Below are 22,281 nucleotides of genomic sequence, written 5' to 3'. Positions count from 1 at the left end.
TCGACTACCTTAAACTGTATAAAATCTAGGATCAAGTTAATGGCTGTATTAACTCTGTATCTATATTATTATCTCGTTTTTACAATTTTATTCATTAAATTACTTAGAAAAATCAATTTTTAAATCTCCACTTTTACTATTTATAATAAATTTGTTTTGTGAAGTTTCATTTATCATTTCTAAATCACCATCTTGATTTTTACCATCAATTTTACTACTACCAAAATCCATATCTACTTTATATGAATAACTATCCCTATTTAGGCTTGTTTCTATATTTATATCTCCAAAATCACTATTTATAATATTTTCACCTTTTAATTCACCACTTAATCTAACTGTTCCTGCATTCATGTTAATTACAGTTCCATCTGTTTTTACTCCATTTACAGTGATATCACCAAAATCATTACTTATATCCATATTATTTGCTATAAGTCCATCAACCTTAAATTCACCAGAGTTTAACTTTGCAATAATAGTTTTAGATTGAATATTTGCTCCTCTTACATCACCAAAATCTACATCCATATCTATATTATTTAAAGTTACATTATTTACTTTTATAGTTCCACTATTTGAATTTACATATGCCTTTTCCCCTAGTAAATTGTTTATTGAAATATTACCAAAATCACACTCTATAGAAGTATCCTTTACATTTATTCCATCAATAATTGCATTACCGCTACTACTTTTTACATATAAGCTATTTAAATCTTCATTTTCAGGAATATAAACTTTTATATGACTTTTCGTATTTATCCCACCAAAATTAAAGCCTATATTTATACCTGAAATTTTATTTTTATTAATTATATTTAACTTTCCATCTTGGACATAATATTCAATTTTTTCTATTTCTTCACTAAAAGAAACTTCTATAGCATATTTATTAGATTTTATTATTTCTATATCACCAAAGCTTATATCTATGTTAACATCGCTGAATTTTTCTAAATCTTTTTTTTCTTCTATAACATTTTTATTTTCATATATTTTTATTCCATCCCTGCCTACATAAAGACTATTATTACCACCACTAAAATAGGCTATAGTTGAAATAATCCCCCCCGAAGCTATTAATGCTAATGATATTTTTAACCATTTATTTTTTATACTCATTATAAATCCCCTCTTTTATATGATTTAGACTTATTAAATTTATTTAAAAACTTATTAGTTACATTTTTTATAACTCTAAAAATTATTGGAAGCATAGCTTTTATTCCTAATGCTACTAATATTCCAACTCCTATTACCATTAACCCCATTCCCATATAGAATAATCCTGTTGCAGGTCCTTTAAATAATACAACTATTCCTGCTAAAAAGGTAACTCCGCCTGCTAAAAAACCTGCTCCTGCTATAGCTGCAAAACTTACCCCTAAGGCTACAACAACAATTACTAAAGATAGTAATACTAAAATAAAAGCAAGTGATAAAGGTAATGCAATTGGTGCTGCAAAAACTGCTAATATTATTAACATTAATTTATTTAACCCACCCTTATTATTATCTTTAGTATAGTCATCATTAAATGCATGTTCAGATAAAATTTGTGAAGCAATTACTGATGGTGGATCTAATTCTAATAATACTTCTTTTTCATCTTTACCTGAATCTTGGAAGTAATCTAAATAATATGCAATTACATTATCTACTTCTTCCTTTGGCAACCTTTTAAGCTTTCTTCTTAATTCATTAATAAACTTCTCTTTATTCATTATTCATCACCCTACCTAATAATACTTTATCAACATTTATTTTATATTCATCCCACTCAATTAGATATTCCTCTAATTTTTTCTTACCCTTTTCTGTGATTTTATAATACCTTCTATTCCTTCCCTGGTAAGCACTATCATAAGTTGTTAAGCACTCATCCTTTTGTAATCTTCTAAGAACTGGATAAAGTGTTGATTCAGATATAGACATTATTTGTCTAACATTTTGTGTAAGTATATATCCATAAGTATCCTCTCTAGAAAGTACTGCTAAAACACATGCATCTAACAAAGCTGCTCCTAATTGAAACGCCATTTTTTCACCTCTTTATAATATTTTATCTTGTATAATACTATACGTTATATAATATTATAAGTCAATAAATTATTTCCAAATTCAAGAATAAAAAAACACCTACATATAGCTATACTACATGTAGGTATAATTTATATATTTTAGTATCTATTGTTTTTCTAAACTCTTTAATATAAAAATATGAGCTTAGACACTATTAAATACATACTTTTAAATCTTTAGGTTAAATTAAAAATTAACACAAGACTACTAACTCTATCTATATTTTTATAATTAATGTAACTTCTGCACCTTGCCTATCTTCTCAATTTTTTAATTAAATACTATTTTTCTGTTCTTGTATTTATAGATATTGGTTTAGATAGTTCTCCATTTAAATATTTAGAAACTACCTTAAATCCATAAATTGTATTAGATTTCAAATTATCTATATTATATGATAATGTATTTAAATCTACTTCTGCAATTTCTTTTCCATCTTTATAAATTTTATATCCAACTAATCCAGTATTACTTGCAGGTGACTCCCAACTAAGTAAAATCGAATTAGATTTTTTATCATCTACCTTTAAATTTATTGGCTTTTCAACATTTATCGAATCATTAATATCAATAAATTCCGCTTGTACAGTTACATTAGTATCAGGCATAATAAATTTATTATCTACTATTATAGTTTCTTCTCCATTATCATCTAAATATTTTAAGCTTCCATCTTTTAATTCTTTGTTTTCATTTGGTAAAATAAATACTTCTACTTCATCCCCCTTTGAAACCTTTGATTTACTTAAATCTATTAATCCATTTTCTATATTTTTATCTACCTTAGCTTCTAAAACTTCACTTAATGTAATTGCTGAAATACTCATATTCCCCCAATTTAAATCATAAAGTTCATCAGTGAAAATCTTTATCTCTAAAATATCTTCACTATTTTCTAGATTGTAATTTAAATCAAAAACAGTATATTCAGCAGGTGATCCTGGCTTTGTATTTGTCATATCAAATGACTTTGTTATAGTTTTAATTGTTTCTCCATTTCTTTTGATATTTCCTTCTAATGTAACTTTTGCAGCCCATGCTCCACCATAAATGCTTAGCTTTTGATTGTTTTTACTATAAGGTACTTCAAATGTAATCCCCTTATTTTCTCCCTCAAAAACTACACCTTTATTATGGGTTCCTGACGATACAATTGAACCATCTGAGTAACTGAAATTTGAAACTCCGGAGTTAGGATTAATTTTAGATGGGTTACCTATAGTTTTTAAATTTCTAATTTTTCTTTCTGTATTTTTGCTTTCAATACTATTTATATCTATTGTGTTAAATAATAACCAATCCTTACTACCCTTTTTAGTTAAATCAACTCTTTCTTCCTGATTTACCGTTTTTATATCTACATTTTTATCCAAAACTTCCTCTGGTGTAGGAATTTTATCATCTGTTTCTTTTAATGATATTCCTTGAACTGCTGCAAATCCACCTCCCCAAGTTTTATCAGCATCATTTGTTGTATAAATTTTTACCTTTATTTCATCAGTTGGATTAACTGCCTTAAATTTTATATCAAAATAATTTGCTTGTACTCCTCCTGAACCATCTACTTTCTCAAAACTATCTGTATAAACAACATTATTATTAATTAGAAGTTCAATTGTTGCTCCTGCTTGCCATACTCCTGCAAATACCTTTAAATTTTGTATTTTATCACTATATGGCAATTTAAATTCTATACCATTACCATTTTTTCTATGATATATTGCCTTTTTACTTGAACCTAATTTATTAATACTTCCATCAAAATAAGAGATTGTAGTTTTCATTTTTCCTTCTATTTCAGTATTAGTTATTCCTATTTTGTTTATATCCTTAATTAAATTACTATTTTCTTTCTTTTCACAATTTGATAAATTTGAATTATTAAATAGTATCCAGTCCTTTTCTCCTTCTTCTGTAATGTTAAAACTATCTGGAGATTCTTTTATTTCCCCTGTTGCATATGGTAGTTCCTTTACATCCTTAGCTTTTACAATTGCCTTTTTAACAATTTCTATATTTTCTGAACCACAATTCACCTTTATTTTTATTTCTACATCAATATCATTTAGCGGCTTTATAGGAGGATTAACTGAACCTGAATTACTAATTCCATATTTTTCACCATCAGTAGATGTAGTAATTTCAAAGCTACTTCCATATGTTAAACCCTTTATATCAAAATTTAATGGTCTAGTAACTGATTCAAAGTTTTCATTTCCATTTAAAATAAACTTTTCAACTTCCTTAAAATCTGCATAAGCTCTTTCTCTATCTGTTCTTGGCTTAGCTTCTGGTATCTCACTTTTTATAGTACTTATACTACTTTCTACTCCATTTTTAACACCAACAACAGTTACATAATATTTCTTATAATTCTTTAAACCTTCTATTGTTGCAGGTAAGCTTTTAACTTCCCTTATTATTTCATATTTACCAATAGTACTTCCTAACAAAATCTTATAGCTATCATAATTCATTCCCTCTGGATTTTTTCCATTTACAGTTAACGCTGAATCACTAGATGTTAACATTATCTCTTCAATAGCTGGAATAGCTTCCATTCCACCATCTTCTAATACTATTCCCTTTAAAGAAATATTTCCCCCCTTACCTTTAACTTCATCTGTAATTACATATTCAACTAATATATTATTTCCATCTGATGATGCTCTATATGGAATTTCTACTACATAAACTGCCTCTTCATCTCCCCCTTGCATAATTTGAATAGTTTCAGGACTTGACCCATCTGAAATATTAGCTACTACCTTTGCAGTTGCATTTTGTACACCTACTACAACCTTTAATGTCTGCATTTCATTATTTGCCGGCGCCATTAACATAAAACCTTCTTCTCCATGAATGTGACTTCTTTTAACATAATCCTTGGCACCATCAAATCCTAATTCACTTAACTCTTCATCTTCTCTAATTAAAGTTGGATTAGCAGAATCCTTTTCCCTATATCCAATTGTATTTACATTAAAAATGCCTTTATATTCCTTGCCTACTTGCTTTTTAAGTCCATCATTTATGGTATTATCATCAGTATCACTAAATATTACATAGTCCTTAGCATTTACATCAAGATACTCTTTAGCTAAAGTATCCTTTTGTGTCTCTAAATTGTGTACAGATGAATCTAGATATGTCTCTTTACCTAAATCATAACCTTCAACTGTAATTAATTGAGTTCCTTCTTCTACATTAATACTTTCTATCTTACCATTGTTTTTTATATTTAAAGTGTATGGATAATCTGCTTTAGATGTAATAACAATAGGTGAAGAATCATTTATTCTTTCATTTGCAATTAATGATACTCTATTTTCAATTCCATTATTGTTTTTCATATATAAATTATTTATTCCATGTTCTTCAATTAAATTAACATTCCACTCAATAGTATTATTAGGACTATCTAGCCTTATACCAATTACATTTTCTATAATATTTGCAATTGCTATTGCACCTGTCCATCCAACAAAATTAGATCTTGATGGCTGCATATCATTAAATTCTGTAGATCCTGGCTTGTCATATTCTGATGAATAATTTTCCCATATTGTATTAAGCTTACTTCCGTTTCTATCTTCATATCCATTTTTAAGTACATTTGATAATGTGTTTACATGTCTTATTGCTTCTTGAAAAGCTAAGTCATCATAACCATAATTTTCAAGTCCTTTAATCCATTGATATGATGTAGGTGCCCATACTGCACCATTCCAATAACCACCTGTTGGTTTAAATGGACTGTTATAATATCCACCATCTTTTCTTCCATTAAAATCATAGCATGTTGTTGATAATCCATTAGGTCTAAATAATTTTTCAGAATTTAATGCATAATTTTCTATCATTTCTTTAGCTTGTCCCTCAGTTGCTATATTAGCAGCTAGTGACCAAAGTCCTGTTGGAGTAACTACATTCGTAAATTCTCCATTGTCCTTTTTAGCGTTGAAATAAAAACTTTTATCATTAGACCACATTTTTTCTCTTACTAATTCTTTTAATTCACTACACTCATTTCTATATTTATCTGCCTTTGAACTGTACTTTTCTTTTTCCTCATCACTTAAATTAGTATCCTTATCTAATATTTCTTCGCATATTTTCACAATATATTCAGCCGCTTGTACTTGCTGAATAGTCATATCATTTGCCGCTTCATTCCATCCACCTTGATTTGGTGTATTATCAAGGCCATTTCCTTGACCTGTTGACACATAAAAACCCTTCATAGGTCCTTCTGAAATTCTACGAGTTCTTTTTGTAAATTCATATAATGAGTCTATTCTATCAATTATTGATTTACCTTTGACTTCTTTAGTAAATCTTTCAACATCTCCATGAACCTTATATTGTTCCCATTCAGCCCAACCAAAAAGCGGTGGATTTAATGCATCTAAATTTTTATAATCATAATAGCCTTGACCATTACTTTCATATATCATACGGTTAATAAAACCATCATCCTCACCATTACTATCTACTTGATGATAATAAAAATTATCCATTGAATTTAATGTTGGAAACTGGTTTATTCCATATTTATCAAATAACATCATAAACAATGTATCCCATTGAAAAATTCTATCATCAAAGGCTTCATCAACATAATATCCTGTTTTTTCACTATTTGTAACTTCAGGATTTAATGCTTCTGTAACCTTTTTAATATTTTTCTTATGGGAATCCCAAGCTACATTATATAAGTTCTCCCAATCTTTATGTTCTTTAAAATGTACCTTAGGTAAATCATCCATATCAACCTCATATCCTCCTGCAACAGTTTCTATGGCTGCAAATGTAGGCACACTAATATTGAATGTTAGTGCTGCCACAAGTAACATAGCTATTATTTTTTTACGTCTCATAATTTTAATCCCCTTTAAATTTATTCTCATATATATTTTACATTATTTTCCTGGCATTATGAATCGTTTACACATATTATTTATAACATTTAAAATACCTACAGACATAAAATCTGTAGGTATCACTCTGATTAAATATATTTAATTTGTGCTAGTTCTTATATTTATTGATGCAGGCTTAGATATTTCACCATTTGAATATTTAGAAACTACCTTAAATCCATAAATTGTATTAGTTTTTAAACCTGTAGATTTATAACTTGTACTTTCAGCAGATATATTCTCTATTTCTTTACCATCTTTGTACACAGTATAACCTACTAGTCCATTTTTATTGTTAGGCTCATCCCAACTTATAGTTATACTATCATTAGATTTTTCAGATACACTTAAGTTTTCTATTTTATCTGCAATTATTGGTGTATTTAAAGAGGTTAAACTATTTAATTCTTCATCTGATAATACCTTTGAATAAAGGTCTACATAAGATATTTCACCTGTAAATGGATATTCAAAACCACCAGTTGCCCTTTTAGTTTTTCCTATATATACTGAATCTAATTCAAATAAATCTGTTAAAAAGTTACTATCGGTTTTGCTTATAGTTAATACTTTTTCCCCATTTAAAAACATTGAGTATCCAATACCATTTTCTGCTTTAAAGGCAATTTTATTTTTACCTTCTTGAAGAGATACATTAGCACTTCCAGTTGATAAATTCATACGTCCATTTGGACCTTCATATCTTAATTCATATCCAATTTTTCCACCTTGAACATAAATATGAAAATGACCATCTTTTTTATTAGAATTACTTACGCTAAAAATACTTTGAACTGCTAAGCTATTTGTATCAAATTCTGCAACTATTGTTCCCTTATTTAGCTTTTTAATTTTATCAATATCACTACTTATATTTATTCCCTCACCATTTAAGCTTCCACCTAGATAACTCAATTTAAAATCTTCTTCACCAACAGTATCATTAATAATATTAACCTTTAAACCTGTAACAATATCACTAGAAATATTAGATAGTTTTCCTATAACATTAATTATCTCTAAGTCATTTTTACCTTTTAAAGTTATATCATAATCTCTCGGCTCAATATCACTTGGAATTACTCCTGTAAATACAGCTTCTTGACTATTTATTATATCTTTATTTAAAACTACTTCTTTATCACCTATCATAGCTATAAAACTTCTATTACCAATTAAACTTACAGATTGATCAAATTTAATCTTTACACTTAATTCATCACCTGGCTTGTAACTTTCTTTTGGGTTATTTAAAACAACACTTTCTACCTTAGCCTCTGGTGCCTGTGCTATTAAATCTGCTTTTAAGTATTCCATGTTCATTTTTGTAAAGGACATTGCTTTATTATCAGTTCCTTCATAAAACAATCCAATTTCACCATTTGGTAATTCTGCTAATGATGAATATGCAAAATATCCAGGCTTAACTAATTGTTTATATTTCCACTCAAAATCATACTGCATACGACCCTTATCATCTACTCCAACTTCATTAATTAACCCTACTTGAACAGCTCCATTAGTTCTACTTGATGAATCTGGATTTGAGAAAATAAGTGCATCATTTCCATCTACCTTTTGGCTATAATTAATAACACTTAGTTGACAGTAAGGTTCTCTTAAGTCAGTTTCATATTCAACTATTGCCTCCCATGTTTCTCCACCATCAAAGCTAGTCGCTACAGCTGGGTTAGCTCTTGAAGGGTTTCTCATAAACATCTTTAATTGACCATCTGGCATTTCAACAATTTGACATTCTGTCATTTCTTCTCCTGATGCTCCTGTAATTTCACTAGAATTAATAACATTTCCATTAAGAATTCTTCCATCGTTTACAGACTCACCCATAATCCATGTCTTTCCACCATCATCACTATAAATTGATGCACTTGATTGCTTTTGATTTTTATTTAAGAAATATACTGGAAATATTAATCTTCCCGCATGGACACCATTTTTTATTTGAATTCCATTTCCTGGTCCTGTTCCAAGAAAACTCATCCATTCCTTTTTAAATTGTCCTGAAATTATTTGAGGTTCTGACCATGTTACACCATCATCTTCACTACTTATTAATGCTAAATATGATGTTCCAAATGCTTTTAGCTCTGCTGTTCTTCCAAAGGTATTACCTATTTTCGAAGCTTCTCCATTAGCCACCTTGTATAAATTATTCTTTGCATCAACTCTATAATCAGTTTCTGTACCCGCCGTATCAACTACTAAAGCTAATTTTTTCACTTCTCCGCTAATAGTATATTCTTGTATTATATCTACTGCATAAAAATCTGCTCCAGCAGAATTTTTAAGTATCATTCCCCTTTTAGTTTCACCATTAACTTCTACATCAGCAAAACCTGATCCTCTAATAGATTGGAATGCTCCCCTTCCATCAGGAAAAGCATCTACTAATAAAAATATCTTTCCACTTTCCTTATCTTGAAGCATACTAGCATCTATTCCTGATGCAGAATCCGGATAATCTAAAATTATTTTTCCTTCATCCCAAGTTACTCCACCATCTGTGCTTCTCTTTACTGCAGTATCTATATTATTAGGTGAATCATGCCCTCCACCCTTTCTTACATCTATAGCTGCTAATAAAGTTCCATCCTTAGTAGTTATCATTGAAGGAATTCTAAAGTTATTTGACTGTAATTGACCTGGCTTATATACATCAACAGGATCTGTTTTTATTGAACCTTCTGGCAATGGCATGTCCTCTGCCTTAGTTTCTGCTGTTTTACTTTCTAAATAGCTATCTGATATTGGCTCAGCATATATGTCTACAAAGTCTATATTTCCATTAAATACATATTCATTTCCAGCCTTTCTATCTGTTTTTCCTAAATTAACAGAGTTTACTTCAAATAAATCCTTTATAAATTTTGTACTATTAGATGAATCAAATACTAGCTTTTTACCATTTAAATACATAGTATAACCTATATTTTTTTCAACCTTAAATGCTATTGTATTAATTCCTGTATTTAAAACAGCATTTGCACTTCCTATTGCTAAATTTCTTGATGTTGTTCCATCATCATACCTTATTTCATATCCAATCTTTCCATCAAAGGTATAAATATGAAAATGTCCATTATTTGTATTGTTATTGCTAATACTAAAAATACTTTGAAGACCTGGAGATGTATGATTAAACCTAGCTACTATAGTTCCCTCTTCAAGATTACTAAGCTTACTTAAGTCCTCTGACTTATTTCCACCTTCTCCATTATTTATTTTAGTGTTTTCATAACTTACTACTTTATTACTTATTTTTGAATTTGTGTATACGTCTACTTCAGCAATGCTAGCATATCCTCCAACTGCTTCAATTACTCTAATTTCAATATTATCAAGACTTATTGGATTGTCTAATTCTATTATTTTTGAATTAGAACTAGTATCAAATGTTCCCTCTGCTATTCTAGCTTCCCCACTATATATTTCGTATTTTTGAATTTTGCCATTATCTCCACTTTGTCTCGGAGTAATCCTTATAGATGACACCTCATACTTTTTATCAAACTTTAAATATAAGCTTTGAGGTAACTTAGCACTACCATTCCAAGGAGTATGCCACATAGTATTTAAATTATTATCTATTACCTTTGTAGCATCTTCTCCTGATTCAAAGGATGATGCTGTTGCAGTTATACTAGTTTTTGGAATAGTTCTTTCAACTGTTGGACTGCTATTTGTAGTAGTATAAGTTGCCCCATTTTCAAGTTCATTTATTTCTGCTAATGTTGAATAAGTGATACCACTACTTAAAATAGCAGCTGATAAAATTAAAGACATAATTTTTCTACTTTTCATTTTAAACCTCCTAAATATAATTTATAATCCACAATATAATTGTAAAATATTTACAATTATTTTACAACTATATATAGATATTTTTTATACTTTAGAAAGTTATAACATTAAAGTTATTGGACTTTTTTATTTGATAGATTATATAAAAACTAACAGAGTTATTTTTATGCTATATCTGTTTATTCATTTCTATGTGATAAATTCCAACTTCTAAAAACTTATCTCCACTAGACTTATACCCTAATTTTTCATAAAAATTTCTTGCTTCACTTCTAGCATGTAATGTTATTTCATTATAACCTTTTTCTTTTAATAAATTTTCTGTAAATACAACTAGCGTTCTTCCTATTCCCTTCCCCCTAAACCTCTTATTTACTGCTACTTGTCTCATCTTAACCTTATTATCATTTATACTTGTAATTACTAAGCATCCTAATATATTTTTACTTTCAAATATCCCTATATGTAAATCCTTATGTTCATTGCTTATATCATCATTAAGAATACTTAATCCTAAAGGCTTTCTTAAAACTTCATCTCTTAATTTCAGTTCTTCTTCATATCCTTTGCTTCCTACTAATATTTCTTTAATTATATATTTATCCATGCTAACCTCCTTATTTATTCTTTCATTATATTATAATATCCTCAATAAAATATAAAAAGTTCATTTTAAATCTTTAACTATACAATATAAAAAATACTAGCCTAAAATAGGCTAGTACTAATTTTTTTTAATATAATGGAGATGCTGTAATACTACTATCATTATCTCTTGGTGCATATATATTTACTGTACCAAAAGTAGATGTTTTGATAGTATATATATCTGTACTTGGATTTCCTAATATTTCGTAAGATAATCCTCCATATTGAGCTGGAGCTAATTTTCCTACTTCATTTCCGACTACGGCAGCCTTATTTAATGGATATACTCTCCAAGCTTGAACTGATGGACTCAAATTTAAATATTTCTTTCCTGTTACTGGCCTTGCAGGTAAAGGATTTGATGGTGAAGCTGCTGTCTTTCCAACTAAACCCATTACTATACAATCAGCAATTTTTTCTGGATTATATAATTTCATATCTGATGCTGAATCTATAAATCCACATTCTACAAGCATAGATTTTGTCCATATACTTCCTACTAATGCTAAATCTGATCCATCTTTAATTCCTCTATTTACATATCCAATTGCTACTAAATTATTTAATATATTTTTAGCTTCTGTAAACTCTACTGCACTTTTAGTATATATTTCTACTCCTCTTCCTCCGCCTGCATTTAAGTGGATAGATACTGATATATCAGCCTTTGCCGCATTTGCACTACTTACCCTTGAATTAAGACTTGCCCTTAAAGTGCTTGCATAGTCTGTTGAAACTAAAATTACAGTGTGACCTAATGCTCTTAATTTACTTATTACTTTATTTCCAATTTCTCTTGTACATACTTCTTCTCGATAGCCATTTCCTTGTGCACCTGTATCTGCACCAGATAAACAATGACCTGTATCTATTACTATCTTCATATTCATCACCTCTATATTAACATATTCTCAATGACATGTTTTTGTACTAATTTGATGAATATTGTATTTTATTATCTTTTAAAAAGCTTCTTTAATATGATGGTTAATCCTATAAAAATAAATATAAACATTACTAATGTCTTAAATAAACTTGTAGGTAAAAATCCTATTTTTAAGCTACTAATTATTCCAATTAGCATTAAAACAAATCCAAGACCTATAACTATTAAACCTATTTTAGATCTTCTATTAAATCCTAAAATTACTATTCCTATTAATAATGGAACTAAATATCCACTGAAACTTTTCCCCCCTAAATACATCCTTCCATAACCTATTGAAGAAAATACAATAGTATTTTTCAATATTAATATTGTCCCTATTAAAATTAGTATTCCACCAATTAAATATTCAATATTACAGCCTCTAAACATATTTCTATATCTATGTCTATTTCTATTAATATTACTTCTACTATATCTATGTGCTTTTTTCCTTTTATTATATTTGCTTAAAACCACGTCTCTCTTATTTAAACTGTTCAAACTATTTAAATTATACCTTCTAGGCATTAAATTATATTTCATCCCTTCCCCCTAAGGTATTGATAATATAATCTATACTTAGCCCCCATATCTGGTTACTACAAATAATAAAGTTAATATTTATTTATAATATTCCAAATGCAAGAACAAATGCTGCAAAAACTATAGAAACCATTGACATAAGTTTTATTAAAATATTTAATGATGGTCCTGTTGTATCTTTAAAAGGATCGCCTACTGTATCTCCTACTACTGCTGCTTTATGAGCATCAGATCCTTTACCACCATGTACTCCTGATTCTATATATTTTTTTGCATTATCCCAAGCACCACCTGCATTTGCCATCATAATTGCAAGAGCAAACCCAGTAACAGTTGCTCCCGCTAATAATCCAGCAACTCCATTTGGTCCCAATAATAACCCCACTATTAAAGGAGTTAATATACCAATTAAAGCAATTCCAACTAATTCTCTTTGAGCAGATTTAGTACATATATCAACACATGCAGCATAATCTGGCTCTGCTTTTCCTTCCATCAAACCTTTTATTTCTTTAAATTGTCTTCTTACTTCAACAACAATTTTAGATGCTGCTCTTCCTACTGCATCCATTGTTCTTGATGCAAATAAAAATGTTACCATTCCCCCTATAAATAATCCAATTAAAACCTGAGGATTTAATACAGATAGATTAAATTCAAATTGAGTTCCACCATTTTTAACTATATTTTCAACTGAATCCTTATATGCTGCTATAAATGCAAGAGCTGTTAAAGCAGCTGAACCTATTGCAAAACCTTTTCCTGTGGCTGCAGTAGTATTTCCTAATGAATCAAGTGCATCTGTTCTCTTTCTTACTATAGGATCTTGATCTGACATTTCTGCTATTCCACCTGCATTATCAGCAACTGGTCCATAAGCATCTGTTGCAAGGGTAATTCCTAAAGTTGAAAGCATACCAACAGCTGAAATTGCTATTCCATAAAGTCCTAAATTAAAATCATTATATCCACCAGATAATGTAAAGCTTGTCAAAACAGATATCCCGACAATAATTACAGGCATTGCTGTAGAAGACATACCAAGAGATAAGCCCCCAATAATAGTTGTAGCTGCACCAGTTTTAGTTGTTTCAGCTAATTTTTTTGTTGGTTTATAATGATCACTTGTATAATATTCAGTAAAGAATCCTATTAAAATTCCAGCGATAAGTCCTGACAAAATACTATAGTAAACTCCCATGTATTCTGAACCTAATACATTTTTAACGATGAAAAATGCACCAATTGCTACAATTAATCCTGAAACATAAACACCTCTTCTAAGTGCCATTAATAAATTCTTTTGAGTTGCATCTTCTTTAGATCTTACAAAAAAAGTTGCAAAAATTGACGATACTACCCCTAATGATGCTACTAATAAAGGAATTGTAACTCCCTTTGTACCAAGTCCTGCTGCAACCGCTAATGCCGCTGAAGATATTAATGAACCTACATATGATTCATAAAGATCTGCTCCGAGACCAGCTACATCACCTACATTGTCACCTACATTATCTGCTATAACTGCTGGATTTCTTGGATCATCCTCTGGTATTCCAACTTCAACCTTACCAACTAAGTCTGCTCCAACATCTGCTGCCTTTGTAAATATTCCGCCTCCTACTCTCGCAAAAAGTGCCATAGAAGAAGCCCCCATTCCAAAGGTTAACATTGTAGATGTTATTTGTGCAATCCTTTCCATTTCAGGTAAAGCCTTATAATACCAACTAAGTATATAATACCAAATTCCTAAATCTAAAAGACCTAATCCAACAACTACTAGTCCCATTACAGAACCACTAGCAAAGGCTACTTTTAATGCTCCATTTAAGCTTTTTTTAGCAGCATTTGTAGTTCTTGCATTAGAATTAGTAGCTACCTTCATTCCTAAGAATCCACTTAGTCCTGAAAATAAACCTCCTGTAATAAATGCAAATGGTACAAATATTGATACATAGCCCAATCTACTTAATATGAAAAAAATTATAAACATCCCTAAAAAGAATATTGAAATACCTTTGTATTGACGTATTAAATATGCATTAGCTCCCTTTCTTATATTTTCAGCAATCCCCTTCATTACAGCATCGCCTTCGTCATGTTTAAAAATAGTAAATGTTAAATAAGCTGCAAATAGTAATGCCAACGTTGCACCTATGGGCACAAAAACTATTAAATCCATTGTACTTCCCCCTTATTTTATTCTTTTTAAACCTTAAAATTATTTCCCATATTATAATATGAAATAGATCTACTCTTTAGAATTTTATTTATAAAATAAGATTTTAAATAAAACTGACAACTTGTAAAAATATATAGCTTGTCAAAATATTATTTTTGGTGTATTATGGAAATATAGAGAAAAATGTAAAGAAATGGGGTATCGTGATTATGAAAAAGAAAATGGGGCTAACAACGAAAATTTTTATTGCCATGATAATAGGCTGTTTATTTGGACTTGTAGTTAAAAGTATTCCAAATGAATTTATTAAAGACACCTTACTTTTAAATGGTGTTATTAAAGTTCTAGGAAATGGCTTCCTTGCAATAATTAAGATGATGGTAGTTCCCCTAGTATTAGTTTCATTAACTTGTGGAGCTTCTGCTATGGGAAATGTAAAAAAACTAGGTCGTGTAGGAGGAAAAACTTTCCTATTTTATGTTTCAACAACTTGTGTTGCAATATCAATTGCTATAGGAATTGCTTTTCTAATAAATCCTGGAGTAGGCTTAGATATGTCTCACCTAGTTACTCAAGAGCCAACAATTGCAGAAAGTAAATCCTTTGTTGATATTTTAATAGGAATTATTCCTACTAATCCAATTCAATCAATGGTTAATGGAGATATGTTACAAATAATATTCTTCTCAATTTTATTTGGCCTTTCAATTAGCTTAGTGGGTAAAAAAGCTGAACCAGTAAAAGCATTTTTTGAAAGCTTAAATGAAGTAATTATGAAAATAGTTCAAATAGTAATGAACGTTGCACCTTTTGGTGTTTTCGCATTAATAACTACTACCTTTGCTACTACAGGATTTGATGCCATGATACCACTGCTAAAGTATATGTCAGTTATTTTAATTGCTCTTTTACTTCATGGTGCTATTGTATATGGTGGTATGTTTAAGTTATTTACTAGATTAAAAATTAAACCTTTTTTAAAGAGATTTATAACTCCTGCATCAATAGTTTTTTCAACTGCATCTAGTAATGCTGCACTTCCTGTAACATTAGAAACTATGGAAGAATGTGGTGTTGATAATTCTATAGGATCATTTACTATTCCTTTAGGTTCTACAATTAATATGGATGGTACTGCTATAATGCAAGGAGCTGCAGCTATTTTTATAGCTCAAATTTATGGTGTTGACCTTTCATTGAATGCTATAATAACGATAATATTAACTGCAACATTAGCTTCAATAGGTACTGCTGGTGTTCCTGGTGTTGGAATGGTAATGCTTTCAATGGTTTTACAAACTGTTGGATTACCTATAGAAGGAATTGGATTAATTCTTGGAGTTGATAGGATTTTAGATATGTGTAGAAGTACTTTAAATACAATGGGTGATTGTATTTGTACAATTATAATAAGTAAAAGTGAAGGTGCTTTTAACGAAGAAAAGTATTATTCTTTAGATGATGAAGCTTCTGACTTTTATGCTGATGATTTAGGTGAAACAGCCTAATAATAAAAAAATCGTGGATTTATGGCAATCCACGATTTTTTTATATTATTTATTTTCTTTTTCAATTATATTTTTACCTATAGGAAATATTATTGATACTTTTGTTCCTTCATTTGCCTTTGAATAAATATGAATTCCTAACCCTAATTTATCGCAAAGATTTTTGCATAAGTATAATCCCATTCCAGTAGACTTACCAAAGGTTCTTCCATTTTCTCCTGTAAATCCTTTTTCAAAAACCCTATTAATATCTTTTTCACTTATTCCTGCTCCGTTGTCTTCTATATCTAAAATAATATTATTTTCATTTTTTCTTATTGAAACTATAATTTTACTCTCTTCTTTGTTTAAATATTTAATAGAATTTCCTACTACTTGATTTAATATATACTCAACCCATTTTACATCGCTATAAACTACTCCATCTATTTGATTTTTTTCAAGCTTTATTTTTTTATTTATAAAGTCCCTAGAATTTTTTCTAATTACACTATTTATAACCTTATCTATATAAAATTCAGTAATAATATAATCTTTACTTACATCATTACTTCTGGAGTAAAAAAGTACTTGTTCTACAAACTCCTCCACTCTTTTGATTTGATAGCTTACCTTTTGTTCTAGTGGACCTTTGTTATTTTCAAGTATAAGTCTTGTAGATGCAATTGGTGTTTTTATTTCATGAACCCAGGTTTCTATATATTCTCTATATTCAATTTCCTTATCCTTATAAAACTTTATATTTTCATGCATATCCTTATTGCTTTGCTTTAATATTTCATATAATACTCTTCCTTCAACAAAATCTGGTTCATCTATTAATTCTGGCAATAAATACTTTTTATCTAAATTATCTAAAACCCCTATTACCTCATCATAAAACTTCTTTTTTTGAAAAATATCCATTGTAATAAAGGCTACTATAGGAATAAACCAAATAATAAATGTTAGAAATATTACTACATAATGAACATTAATAAAAATCATTATAACTGCAATTAAAATAAATGCCACTATATTAATGATTATCAATGGCATTTTTCCCTTTAAATATTCTAAAATACTCATGGCATAATATACCCCAATCCTCTTCTTGTTTCTATAGGATTTTGTAGTCCTACATCCTCTAACTTCTTCCTTAGCCTTGTAACATTAACTGATAAAGTATTATCATCTACAAAATAATCTGAGCTCCATAAATAATCCATTAAAGATTCTCTAGAAACAATATTACCTTTATTTTTCATTAAAAAAGACAATATCTTTATTTCATTTTTAGTTATTTCTAAGGTTTTTTCATCTCTTGAAATAGTTCCATTTGATAAATTTAAAGTTAAATCCTTATATAATAACTTATCTTGCATATTTGAAGTTCCATAAGTTCTCTTTAATATAGATGAAATTCTAGCTAAAAGAATTTGAGTATTATAAGGCTTAGTTATAAAATCATCAGCCCCTAAATTCATACTCATAAGCTCATCTACTTCACTATCTCTACTCGTTACTATAATTATAGGAGTTTCAGATTCCTTTCTTATTTCCCTACATATGTAATAACCATCAAAAACAGGTAAATTAATATCTAATAAGATTAAATCTGCCTTTGCTTCCTTTATTAAATTAATAATATTTTCAAAATCATTTGGTGCATATATTTCATATCCATATCTACTTAAAAAGGTTTTTAATTCCTCCCTAATTATTTCATCATCTTCAATTATAATTATCTTTTTCATAGTTTTCTCAAAGCCTTTCTAACTTATTTTATATAAAAATTATTTTCCTACTAAATTAAATCTTTCTTCATCATACCCAGCAAATAAAACTAAATATACTACCATTATTATATCAAAAAATTTTCTCATTTAATCATCTCCTATTAAAAAGTAATTTTTATATTTTAAATTTTTATATTAAGTTAAATTTTTCTTCATCATATCCAGCAAAAACAACTAATAAAATTACTTTAGTTAATTCATATACTTTTTTCATTTAATCAGCTCCTCTTGTTATCTTATGTACTTATTATATCTCCTCTCTTCTAACTATGGTATTTAAGTAAATTACACTAACCTTTCAAATTTGTAATATAGAAAAAAAGGATGTACTAATTAAAGTACACCCTAAGTAAATTACTTACTTGTTCTAATATTTATAGAAGTAGTCTTTGAAACTGCTCCATTTGAGTATTTTGAAGCTACTTTAAAACCATAAATAGTATTTGCCCTTAATCCATCAACTATAATTGCTGTTTCTTCTGCTCCTATTTCTTTTAACACTTTTCCATCCTTAAAAATTACAAACCCTACTAATCCACTAACATTATTTGGTTTATTCCAGCTTAATTCAACCTTAGAATTATCAATGTTTTTGCAAACCAAATTTTTTATTTTATCAATTATGATATTATCTTCTGATTCATTTTCTTTTTTCACTGTTATTATTTCATTTATAATAGGTTTTTCTTCAGTCCAAGTTAACTTAACCTCTAATACATTCTCAAATTTACTTAAGTTAAATGAATTATAGGATTCTGAAAGACTTCCTACAGTATTCCATCCATTTATATCTCTTACTTCTACATTAGCATTAGATATACCTGTAGGTGATTGTAATATTATAAGCTCACCAATATCAGTATAATTTGAAATCTTATATAAAAGCTCTCCCTCTTTTTCATTTCCGCCAGGAGTATAGAATGTTGAAAGCTTATTATCAATAGTAAAATCTATTGAAGCATTTGATTCTCCTTGTGGTTTAACTTCAAATGCTGGATTTTGATTTACTAATTCTTCTTTTCCACCATTAACTAATATTTCATTTAAAGCTAACCATGCATTACTATTTTTAGTTGAAATTAATCTTATATATCTTCCTTTTTTATTTATATTTTCTACTGTTTTATATCTATAAGGAGGCTTTAAGGTTGGAAAATTCTCTTCTCGGCTACCACCTTTAAATCCTCCTACAGTTTCCCAATTTTCTCCATCTAATGATATTTGAATATTTCCTTCTCTAAAATAATCCTTTTCAGAGTCACTAATAATTAAGTCAAGAGTTTCTATATCAATTACTCCACCTAAATCTAGCTTTACATAATTATTAGCGCTTTGTGCAGCTCCAAACCAAACTTTACTTTCTAATCTTTTATCAAAGATATTTTTAATATCACCACTATAAACGCTTCCAAAATTGTGACTAGCATTTTTTTCTTCAAACATATTATTCTTTATAGATAATATGTTTAAATCAAAGGTTATTTCATTATTAGTATTATTTATTAATCTTAAATATCTTGCATTATTTAAGGATTCATCATTATTTACCTTATTCCATTCGATTCCATTAATTGATGATTCTAAAGTTAAATCCTCTGATGTAACATCACATAATATTTCTGCTATTCTTTCTATAGAAGTTAATTTAATTCCTATATATTCATTTTTATTTAATGTAATATTATTTATACCTTCTAATTTAGTAGTTAATCCATCTTTGCTTACTGTTATGTCTTTAAGTCCATTAACATTAGTATAAGGAACTGCCTTATCTTTTCCCTTATTTATAGTTATTTCTCTAACAGATGTCCATAAATCAGGTTTACCACCTGGTACTCCCTCAAAGGTAGCTCTATATCTTATATATCTTCCTTTAATATTTAAATTATTTTCTTTTATTACTATCCCTTCTCTTTCTTCCCCTATAGCTGTCCAGTTTTCACCATCTAATGAATATTCTAAAATACCTCTATGGAATCTATCATGATCAGTATCTGTTCTTCCTTGAATTATTTCTATATCATTTATATTTATAACTTTTCCTAAATCTACACCATACCAATCACCTATTTTTTGTCTTACTTTAAAGTAAGCAAAGGTTTCATTGTTTCCATCTACCATTTTATCTAATTCATTAGAATTATAAGATGCCATTGGTATTCTTGAACTAGCTTCTGGATCCATTTTTAAGTAAATTTGTGAATCTAACTTATTTATAAGCTCTGTAGCAAATGGTATTAATCTTTTTGCCCCACTTTCAACTACTACATCTGGATAATTTAATTTCTTAGTAGTAAAGGTTTTTGATTTTTCATTATATGATGTTGCCTTTGAAAGCTCCGTCCAAGCTTCATTTAAATTTTCTTCTTTTAGAGCAATTGCTGATTTAACAACTGACTTACATGATTTAGTTATATATTCTAACGAACCTAACCATGGTTTAATTTCTTCCTTCATTTTAATATTAGTATTTTTTTCTGATTTAAAAACGTCTATAGCATTTAATATTTTATCAAACTCTTCTACTAAATTTAAACCAACTTCTTTAATATCTCCTCCAATATTGAAGCTATCTAAAAATACCTTTAAGTCTTCCTTTAAATATTCTGATTCTTCTAAAACTAAATTTCTATTACTTGGAGAAGGATCACTTAAGTGAGATGCAATTATATGAAATTCCTCTGAAACCTCAGGTGCTATATACTTAAAGGAATCTTCCCAGCTTTTATCATCATTAAATTCATCTGTATTCCAAGTATAATCTGCCACAGCAAAAATAGCTGTTTTAGATAATTCTGCATATTCTAATGGATTTGTAACTATACCTGATACATTATGCATTCCAGGCTCCATTACTTCACCCTTACCAAGCATTAATCTTGCAGAATTATGACCATTTACAGGCCAATTAAGCCACATATATGAATCTCTTTTTATATACTCTCTTACCCACTCCATTTCTTTTTCATTTGCAGTTCCACAAACATCAACACCTGTCCACATTATTTCAACATTTTCTGGAAGATCTGCTAAAGCTCTTAAATAAGGCTTTCCTTTTTCACCTGTCCATGCTTGATTATAATATGGAGGACAATATACAAGAGAATAACAATCACCCTTATCTTTTACCCAATTTGCAACATCAGTTGTTAACTTTACATGCTTATCCTTATCAGCCAATGATTGATCCGTACTTATATCATCCATAAATAATCCAAATTGACGAACACCAACACTATAAAGTTGCTCTAGCTTAGCTAGTAATGTTTCTAATTCCTCATCATACTTATTCCAATTAATCATATTAAATCCTGGATGAATTGCCCATACAAATTTAGTTTTAGATTTATTTCCTACTTCCGCTAGTTCCCTTATTTTAGCTAATTCGTTTTCAGGGTAAAGTTCTCTCCATTTTAAATTGTGATATGGGTCATCCTTAGGGGCAAATATATAGGAATTCATTTTAAATTCTCCACCAAACTCCATAAGACTTTTTCTATCTTCATGAGACCATGGATATCCATAAAATCCTTCTATAAATCCTCTCCACTTTGCATCTGCAAAATCTTCAAATGTTACATTTCTTATTTCATTTCCTTCTAATTGATTAAATATCATCTTCAATGTTGCTAAGCCATAATATGCTGAATCAGTATTTTTCCCAAGTACTGCGATAGTCCCTTTTTCACTTAGGCTTCCATCTACCTTTAAAACATATGAATCCTCTTCATTAAAAGTTTCAGAATTATAGCTAATATTTTCATTAAAATATTTGTCCACTATATTTCTAGAATTTTTTATTCCTATAATAATATTAGTTTTATCACTTGCTACTTCATTTGAATAGCTAACCCTTAATCCTTTA

Annotated in this window: 13 protein-coding genes; 1 reads left to right on the top strand and 12 read right to left on the bottom strand. The window is 28.8% G+C overall.

The features are described from left to right. Window positions 1-99 precede the first annotated feature (99 nt). From ACRDBA_RS08965 to ACRDBA_RS08925, 9 genes are all read right to left on the bottom strand, one after another. Entirely contained in the window at window positions 100-1,125 is a 1,026-nt protein-coding gene (locus tag ACRDBA_RS08965; RefSeq protein ID WP_438572581.1) for a DUF4097 family beta strand repeat-containing protein, read from the bottom strand. After that, entirely contained in the window at window positions 1,125-1,727 is a 603-nt protein-coding gene (locus tag ACRDBA_RS08960; protein ID WP_438572580.1) for a DUF1700 domain-containing protein, read from the bottom strand. Before ACRDBA_RS08960 ends, ACRDBA_RS08965 begins: the two co-directional genes overlap by 1 nt. Next, the gene (locus tag ACRDBA_RS08955) at window positions 1,720-2,043 is read right to left on the bottom strand and encodes a PadR family transcriptional regulator (protein WP_438572579.1); all 324 of its coding nucleotides are present in this window, start codon (window positions 2,041-2,043) and stop codon (window positions 1,720-1,722) included. Before ACRDBA_RS08955 ends, ACRDBA_RS08960 begins: the two co-directional genes overlap by 8 nt. Before the next feature lie 323 nt (window positions 2,044-2,366). Further along, window positions 2,367-6,965, bottom strand: a complete 4,599-nt coding sequence (locus ACRDBA_RS08950; protein WP_438572578.1) for an MGH1-like glycoside hydrolase domain-containing protein — start codon at window positions 6,963-6,965, stop codon at window positions 2,367-2,369. Between the two features lie 141 nt (window positions 6,966-7,106). Next, complete coding sequence (locus ACRDBA_RS08945; RefSeq protein ID WP_438572577.1) at window positions 7,107-10,829, bottom strand: sialidase domain-containing protein; 3,723 nt, start codon at window positions 10,827-10,829, stop codon at window positions 7,107-7,109. A gap of 169 nt (window positions 10,830-10,998) precedes the next feature. Then, window positions 10,999-11,436: a GNAT family N-acetyltransferase gene (locus tag ACRDBA_RS08940; RefSeq protein ID WP_438572576.1), complete on the bottom strand. Its 438-nt coding sequence runs from the start codon at window positions 11,434-11,436 to the stop codon at window positions 10,999-11,001. Between the two features lie 127 nt (window positions 11,437-11,563). Beyond that, window positions 11,564-12,361, bottom strand: a complete 798-nt coding sequence (locus ACRDBA_RS08935) for an N-acetylmuramoyl-L-alanine amidase (protein ID WP_438572575.1) — start codon at window positions 12,359-12,361, stop codon at window positions 11,564-11,566. 71 nt (window positions 12,362-12,432) lie between these two features. Beyond that, on the bottom strand, window positions 12,433-12,948 hold the full coding sequence (locus ACRDBA_RS08930) for a hypothetical protein (protein ID WP_438572574.1): 516 nt from the start codon (window positions 12,946-12,948) through the stop codon (window positions 12,433-12,435). Window positions 12,949-13,030: 82 nt separating this feature from the next. Next, window positions 13,031-15,130 (bottom strand): sodium-translocating pyrophosphatase, encoded by a 2,100-nt coding sequence (locus tag ACRDBA_RS08925; protein WP_438572573.1) that lies wholly within the window; start codon window positions 15,128-15,130, stop codon window positions 13,031-13,033. Window positions 15,131-15,339: 209 nt separating this feature from the next. Between ACRDBA_RS08925 and ACRDBA_RS08920 the strand changes: the two genes are divergently transcribed. Next, window positions 15,340-16,638 carry a dicarboxylate/amino acid:cation symporter gene (locus tag ACRDBA_RS08920; protein WP_438572572.1) on the top strand — a complete coding sequence of 433 codons (1,299 nt, stop codon included), beginning with the start codon at window positions 15,340-15,342 and terminating at the stop codon, window positions 16,636-16,638. A gap of 45 nt (window positions 16,639-16,683) precedes the next feature. Here the strand turns inward: ACRDBA_RS08920 and ACRDBA_RS08915 are convergent, their stop codons facing one another. From ACRDBA_RS08915 to ACRDBA_RS08905, 3 genes are all read right to left on the bottom strand, one after another. Next, window positions 16,684-17,706: a sensor histidine kinase gene (locus tag ACRDBA_RS08915; RefSeq protein ID WP_438572571.1), complete on the bottom strand. Its 1,023-nt coding sequence runs from the start codon at window positions 17,704-17,706 to the stop codon at window positions 16,684-16,686. After that, a complete protein-coding gene (locus tag ACRDBA_RS08910) occupies window positions 17,703-18,374 on the bottom strand; it encodes a response regulator transcription factor (protein WP_438572570.1) in 672 nt (223 codons plus the stop codon). Before ACRDBA_RS08910 ends, ACRDBA_RS08915 begins: the two co-directional genes overlap by 4 nt. A gap of 396 nt (window positions 18,375-18,770) precedes the next feature. Then, a partial coding sequence (locus ACRDBA_RS08905) for a beta-N-acetylglucosaminidase domain-containing protein (protein ID WP_438572569.1) occupies window positions 18,771-22,281 on the bottom strand: 3,511 nt, incomplete at its 5' end.

The sequence above is a fragment of the Clostridium sp. genome (assembly GCF_051654825.1).
In the GTDB taxonomy this organism is placed as follows: Bacteria; Bacillota; Clostridia; order Clostridiales; family Clostridiaceae; genus Clostridium.
The sequence above is the reverse complement of the archived record's forward strand: the minus strand, read 5'-3'. Positions and strand labels throughout refer to the sequence as shown.

Bases quoted from the DNA above. Each gene is read 5' to 3' on its own strand.
- ACRDBA_RS08930 (WP_438572574.1), bottom strand. From the start codon at position 12,948: ATGAAATATAATTTAATGCCTAGAAGGTATAATTTAAATAGTTTGAAC.
- ACRDBA_RS08955 (WP_438572579.1), bottom strand. From the start codon at position 2,043: ATGGCGTTTCAATTAGGAGCAGCTTTGTTAGATGCATGTGTTTTAGCA.
- ACRDBA_RS08915 (WP_438572571.1), bottom strand. From the start codon at position 17,706: ATGAGTATTTTAGAATATTTAAAGGGAAAAATGCCATTGATAATCATT.
- ACRDBA_RS08940 (WP_438572576.1), bottom strand. From the start codon at position 11,436: ATGGATAAATATATAATTAAAGAAATATTAGTAGGAAGCAAAGGATAT.
- ACRDBA_RS08965 (WP_438572581.1), bottom strand. From the start codon at position 1,125: ATGAGTATAAAAAATAAATGGTTAAAAATATCATTAGCATTAATAGCT.
- ACRDBA_RS08945 (WP_438572577.1), bottom strand. From the start codon at position 10,829: ATGAAAAGTAGAAAAATTATGTCTTTAATTTTATCAGCTGCTATTTTA.
- ACRDBA_RS08935 (WP_438572575.1), bottom strand. From the start codon at position 12,361: ATGAAGATAGTAATAGATACAGGTCATTGTTTATCTGGTGCAGATACA.
- ACRDBA_RS08910 (WP_438572570.1), bottom strand. From the start codon at position 18,374: ATGAAAAAGATAATTATAATTGAAGATGATGAAATAATTAGGGAGGAA.
- ACRDBA_RS08960 (WP_438572580.1), bottom strand. From the start codon at position 1,727: ATGAATAAAGAGAAGTTTATTAATGAATTAAGAAGAAAGCTTAAAAGG.
- ACRDBA_RS08925 (WP_438572573.1), bottom strand. From the start codon at position 15,130: ATGGATTTAATAGTTTTTGTGCCCATAGGTGCAACGTTGGCATTACTA.
- ACRDBA_RS08950 (WP_438572578.1), bottom strand. From the start codon at position 6,965: ATGAGACGTAAAAAAATAATAGCTATGTTACTTGTGGCAGCACTAACA.
- ACRDBA_RS08920 (WP_438572572.1), top strand. From the start codon at position 15,340: ATGAAAAAGAAAATGGGGCTAACAACGAAAATTTTTATTGCCATGATA.